The 5,538-nt window shown below is 46.6% G+C and carries 5 protein-coding genes and 1 pseudogene; 3 read left to right on the top strand and 3 right to left on the bottom strand.

Annotation, left to right across the window (positions count from 1 at the left end):
- Positions 1–470 precede the first annotated feature (470 nt).
- Both ACBR23_RS27810 and ACBR23_RS27815 read right to left on the bottom strand, forming a co-directional pair.
- On the bottom strand, positions 471–1,193 hold the full coding sequence (locus ACBR23_RS27810) for a pyridoxine 5'-phosphate synthase (RefSeq protein ID WP_340550639.1): 723 nt from the start codon (positions 1,191–1,193) through the stop codon (positions 471–473).
- A gap of 102 nt (positions 1,194–1,295) precedes the next feature.
- Positions 1,296–1,619, bottom strand: coding sequence for a hypothetical protein (locus ACBR23_RS27815; protein WP_371117950.1), 324 nt, complete (start codon positions 1,617–1,619; stop codon positions 1,296–1,298).
- A gap of 117 nt (positions 1,620–1,736) precedes the next feature.
- Here ACBR23_RS27815 and ACBR23_RS27820 point away from each other — a divergent pair, with 117 nt between their 5' ends.
- The 3 genes from ACBR23_RS27820 to ACBR23_RS27830 all read left to right on the top strand — a co-directional run bounded on the left by ACBR23_RS27820 (position 1,737) and on the right by ACBR23_RS27830 (position 5,464).
- Complete coding sequence (locus tag ACBR23_RS27820; protein WP_371117949.1) at positions 1,737–2,606, top strand: Tab2/Atab2 family RNA-binding protein; 870 nt, start codon at positions 1,737–1,739, stop codon at positions 2,604–2,606.
- A 354-nt stretch (positions 2,607–2,960) separates the two neighbouring features.
- A complete protein-coding gene (locus tag ACBR23_RS27825) occupies positions 2,961–4,256 on the top strand; it encodes a TldD/PmbA family protein (protein WP_371120827.1) in 1,296 nt (431 codons plus the stop codon).
- Positions 4,257–5,128: 872 nt separating this feature from the next.
- Positions 5,129–5,464 (top strand): calcium-binding protein, encoded by a 336-nt coding sequence (locus tag ACBR23_RS27830; RefSeq protein WP_371120828.1) that lies wholly within the window; start codon positions 5,129–5,131, stop codon positions 5,462–5,464.
- Here the strand turns inward: ACBR23_RS27830 and ACBR23_RS27835 are convergent.
- Positions 5,433–5,538 (bottom strand): annotated as a pseudogene (locus tag ACBR23_RS27835) (IS5/IS1182 family transposase); the annotation flags it as partial. The gene ACBR23_RS27830 and the pseudogene ACBR23_RS27835 sit on opposite strands and share 32 nt — an antisense overlap.

Here is a 5,538-nt window from a genome sequence, read left to right on the forward strand (position 1 = left end):
TCCGATTCCATCCCGAACTCGGTTGTTAAACGCTGCGGTGGCGAAGATATTTGGCGGGTCACTGCCTGAGAAAATAGCTCGATGCCTGGGATTTATTTACCACACATAATGCCTCTTTCTCTCTTCTGGAAAGGGGCTTTGTTGTTTTTAGGCAAACTTGGGGTTAGTCGCCCGCTTTGTCATCTCGCAAAATTACGTCGCTGGTCGAATCTTTGTGGCTGTTAGTCTCTCGGAGACAAGCTCATAATATCCTGTGCGATCGCACGGGATATGCTATCCCTGAAGTGACAACGGTCATATAGTTGACCGTTGCATCGGAATGATTTAACCTTTCTAGAACAATCTTGAGATAGAGTCCGAGAATAGAGAACTGAATAATACTGAATAATTCCGATCAAGAAACGATTTGATATCAAGGACAGCCAGGAGGCGTCACCCGTACTCGCCACAATAATTGTGGCAGATGTCTACTATAAATCGGAGAGAATTTTCAAGTAAGCTTGTACAGTGTTAGACAAACCCATTTCTAATGCTTCTGCAATGAGAGCGTGACCGATCGATACTTCTAGGATATCGGGAATGGAGCAAAACTTAGCTAGGTTTTGCAAGTTTAAATCATGTCCTGCATTCACACCTAAACCGACAGCTTGAGCAGCCTTAGCTGATAATACATATTGTTCAAAAACTGATTCTACTTTCCCTTCGCGAAAGGCCGTTGCATAGGGTTCTGTGTACAATTCTACTCGGTCTGCACCCACTTCTTTTGCTAGGGCCATGAGAGCAGGGTCTGCATCCATAAATAGACTGACTCTGATGCCGTTATCTTTTAATTTTTGAATAATTGGTAGGAGTCGATCGCGATTTTCAGGAATATTCCAACCGCTATCAGAGGTGAGTACATCAGGAGCATCTGGTACTAAGGTACACTGGGCTGGTTTGACATCGCAAACTATATCCATAAACGGATCTTGAAAAGGATTACCTTCGATATTGAATTCTACCGTTAGCATTTTGGCTAATTCATAAACATCGGAGGCTTTGATGTGTCGCTCATCGGGACGGGGATGAACTGTGACACCGTGGGCTCCGGCGGCAATTACGGTTTTGGCGGCTTCAGTAACGCTGGGAATGCCGATGTTTCGAGAGTTTCTGAGGAGGGCTATTCTGTTGATGTTGACGCTGAGTTTGGTCATGGGATAACAAAGAATGCGAACAATCAGAACACTGTTAAATCCCCCACTTCTGTAAGAAGTTGGGGATTTGGGTATTCTGTTTTTTAGATTGGTTTATTTAGTTTATCCGATTTTGCTAAGAGTTGTATCTTGAGTGCCAGCCATGAAGATGGAATTTCTGAGGTTGGCTTTTGTTGGATCGGTACTCATGATAATACCTACAACATCACCGCAATCACAAAGGATAGCGGTATCACTGATGCCATCTTTGTTGACATCAACGGTGGCGAAAAATATTTCATCCATGCCTTGAGTACCTTTGAGGTTGGCAATTTTGATGATGTCGCCTTCGCTGGGTTTGAAGTCGAGAATGCGATCGGCAAAAGCTGCACCGGGAGTAAATGTATCGCCACGCAAAATAAATTGATCTGCACCTTCTCCTCCCATTAAAAAGTCAGAGCCTGTATCGCCAATGAGTTGATTTGAGGGGCATTGGCTTCGTCATCAGGAGAAACTTGCCCGATGTCCGGTAATATTAGAAAGCATTAATTTGAACAGCGCGACATGGCTACTATTTGGGAACTCGATTTTTACAGTCGTCCGATCTTAGACGATCGACAGAAAAAAAAATGGGAAGTGTTGATTTGCGAAAGTCCGCTGAATGTGGGTGACAATGCAGAATCTCTGTTTCGCTACTCACAGTGGTGTCCCAGTTCAACGGTAAATTCCCTGTGGCTGGCTGGTGCCATTAAAGAGGCGATCGCCTCTGCACCCAAACCTCCGGAAAAAATCCGCTTTTTCCGTCGCCAAATGGCCAACATGATTACCAAAGCCTGCGAAGATTTGGACATACCGGTGGCAGCCAGCCGCCGTACCCTTGCCCTCAGCCTGTGGCTAGAACAACGGATGCGATCGTATTACCCCGTACAAGAGGGTTATCAAGCCACTGTTAACCCTTCGGTGCAATTTGTACCCGAAACGCCTGTGGCACTGCCGGACGCTTTAATCGGCGAAAAATGGGCATTTGTGAGTTTGCCGATCGCCGCTTTTGATGAAATGTCCGAGTGGGATATCGGATTTGGCGAAGCTTTTGGGCTACCCATGACAGGGCTGAGCCCAGAAACCCAGATTCCGGGGCTAATTATATTTTCGTCTAGAGCAACAGCCCTGGCTGGTTGGATGTCCGGTTTGGAGTTAGCTTTTATGAAATATGACTCCGGGTCCCCTCCTACCCCTCCTAGGTTGATACTGGATACGGGTGCTAACGATCGCTGGATTTTAGCTAATCTCAGAGACTCGGCAACTCAAGCAGAAGGTAAAAAATTTGAGGCTGCGAAAAAAGAAGCAAAACAAGTACATTTTTTGGCAATCCAGTCTAATCCAGAATCGGAATCTTTCGACGGATTTTGGCTGCTGCATGAATTAAGTATTTAGGGTTGTTAGTTGTGTTATTTGTCAGTTGTTAGTTGTCAGTTGTCAGTTGTCAGTTGTCAGTTGTCAGTTGTTAGTTGTCAGTTGTCAGTTGTTAGTTGTCAGTTGTCAGTTGTTAGTTGTCAGTTGTTAGTTGTCAGTTGTTAGTTGTCAGTTGTCAGTTGTTAGTTGTCAGTTGTCAGTTGTTAGTTGTCAGTTGTTAGGTGAAGAACCAATAACAAATAACCAATAACCAATAACCAATAACCAATAACCAATCACCAATCACCAATCACCAGTAACCAATAACCAATAACTTCTGCTCGTAAATATCGATAAAAAATCCATCTTCCTTCTTCCTTCAAATTACCAACAACAATGACCAATCACCAATCAGCAGAACAACTGCTAGAATTAGCCACCAAAGCAGGTGCCGAAGCTGCTGAGGTATTGGAGTCACAATCCTTATCGCGGCCGGTATTTTTTGAAGCAAACCGCCTGAAACAGCTAGAAACAGCCCAAGCAGAAGGCATTGCCCTGCGGCTGTGGAGGGATGGGCGGCCTGGTTTGGCAGTGGCTTACGGGCCCGTGGAACCGCAGATTTTGGTCGATCGTGCGATCGCCCTCTCGCAACTCAACGAACCGGAAATCATCGAACTCGGTAGCGGTAACAAAATTGTCTATCCCGACCTCGGACAGTCGATCGCAGCACAACAGCTAGTAGAATGGGGCAAAAGTGCGATCGCCAGCATTCGCCAAGCGTATCCAGAAAGCATCTGCACCGCCGAATTTGACTGCGAAATAGAAAGCACCCGCTTGCTCAACACTAGAGGCTTGGATTGCAGCCACACCGACACCACCCTCAGCGGTTACTTATCAGCAGAATTAGTGCGGGGAGAAGACTTCCTGAATATTTGGGAGGGCGAAACCGAACGCAGCACCATCGACATCCACACCATCACCCAGCGAGTGTTGCAACGATTGGAATGGGCCAAAGACAATGTAGCACCAGTCACAGGGCGGGTACCAGTTTTGTTCACCGCCAAAGCCGCGGATTTACTGTGGGGCACAGTCTGTGCAGCCCTCAACGGCAAACAGGTACTCGAAGGGGCTTCGCCTTGGAGCGATCGATTGGGCCAACAAGTCATATCCCCCCTAGTCACACTCTCCCAACAGCCGGATACGGGGCCCTATAGCTGTCCCTTTGATGACGAAGGCACTCCCACTAGATCGATCGTATTCCTACACAATGGAGTATTGCAGTTATTTTATACCGATCGCACCACCGGTCGAACATTAGGCAGTGGCACCACCGGCAACGGATTTCGCCCTGGTTTGGGCAGTTATCCCACACCGAGTTTGTTCAATGTTTTAATTAAACCAGGAGAGCGATCGCTCGCTGATTTAATCGCCCAATTAGACGACGGAATTGTAGTCGATCAAATGCTGGGGGGTAGTGCGGGCATTTCCGGCGACTTTTCGATTAATATCGATCTCGGCTACCGCGTCAAAAAAGGTCAAATAATTGGCCGAGTCAAAAACACAATGGTTGCCGGCAACGTCTATACAGTCCTCAAACAATTAGTAGAATTAGGAGGGGACTCGGAGTGGAACGGTTCTTGCCATACACCCTCTGTAATTGTCGAAGGATTGTCCGTCATCGGCAAAAACTAAAGTTAGTTGTTATTGGTTATTTGTTATCAGTTATTGGTGAGAGGAAGCTCTGAATCCTGGTATTGCCAGCAATTCGGGACGCAGCTAGCGCATGGTTGATAAAGCGGTTCCTGCTGTTATGAGGTACAAAAGCGGGGTGCATCGCATTTTTGTAGGGGAGAAGCATTCGCGCCCATATCCTATAGAACCCATTTGACATCTTTTAGGCTGCAAGTCTTTTAATCATCAGCCTCATCAAACAAAGATTAACTTTGGTGGTGTAGGGATGAAGCATTTGGGCGACAATCGCTCAGAAAAACCCGATGTTTGATGTCCAAATGCTTCATCCTCCAAGGGCGGGGGTGATTTAAAATATCTCAAATGGGTTCTATAGATATATCAGAGATTTTCAACGCGAATGCTTCGCCCTCTAGGCGTGTTTCCCAAATCGGGATGCTCCCTGGAGCAATTAACAAACCAATTTATTAAATATTAAGGATTCATTAAGTTTGTCGCTCTTGCAGCAGGAACCGCTGTATAATCCCGGCCACAGAACGCCGAGGATTCTTGACACTTCATTGAGATGCACCGCCAGCAGTCTTATAGCAACCGCCAAGGTGGTTAAGGCATAACTTTGGGGTAAGGGCGAAGCATTCGGGCAGATAATTTATCGGTTTTACTCAAGAATTTTGGGCCCGAATGCGAGAGCCCCTACTGCCTTAATCGCCTCTCTGTCGTGAGTCGTGAGTCTGGGAAAAAAAAAGAATTGCCAAAAAAAAAGTTTTTTTGGAAAAACTGCATAATTTTGGGGAGAGTGCCCAGATAAACAATTAAGGCGAGGTGCTGATCTCATAAATAGCCCCCGCCGGTTTACTCTAGGCAGGAAAAAAACATTGGCAGTATTTACTGGTACATCCACAAACGACAACCTCATCGGCACATCCGTCGATGACAACATCGCAGGCTTAGATGGCAATGATACCCTCGTTGGCTTAGATGGCAACGACACCTTGCTAGGCGGTGCAGGAAACGACAGCCTCAGTGGAGGTGGAGGTAATGACAGCCTTGTCGGTGACAACGGCGATGACACCCTGGATGGGGGTATTGGCAACGACTTTCTGAGTGCAACTGGTAGTCTCATCGGTGGCGATGGAGATGACACCTTATTCGGCAGTGGCCCTAGGGCGTGTTTTCAAACTACAACCATAACCAGATACAGGCGATCGTAATCATGGCTGTATAATTTGCAGCCAGCTTCTCATATCGGGTTGCGATCCGACGAAATTGCTTGAGTCGGTTGATC

Origin of the sequence: Microcoleus sp. (genome assembly GCF_041354475.1) — a bacterium.
In the GTDB taxonomy this organism is placed as follows: domain Bacteria; phylum Cyanobacteriota; class Cyanobacteriia; order Cyanobacteriales; family Microcoleaceae; genus Microcoleus.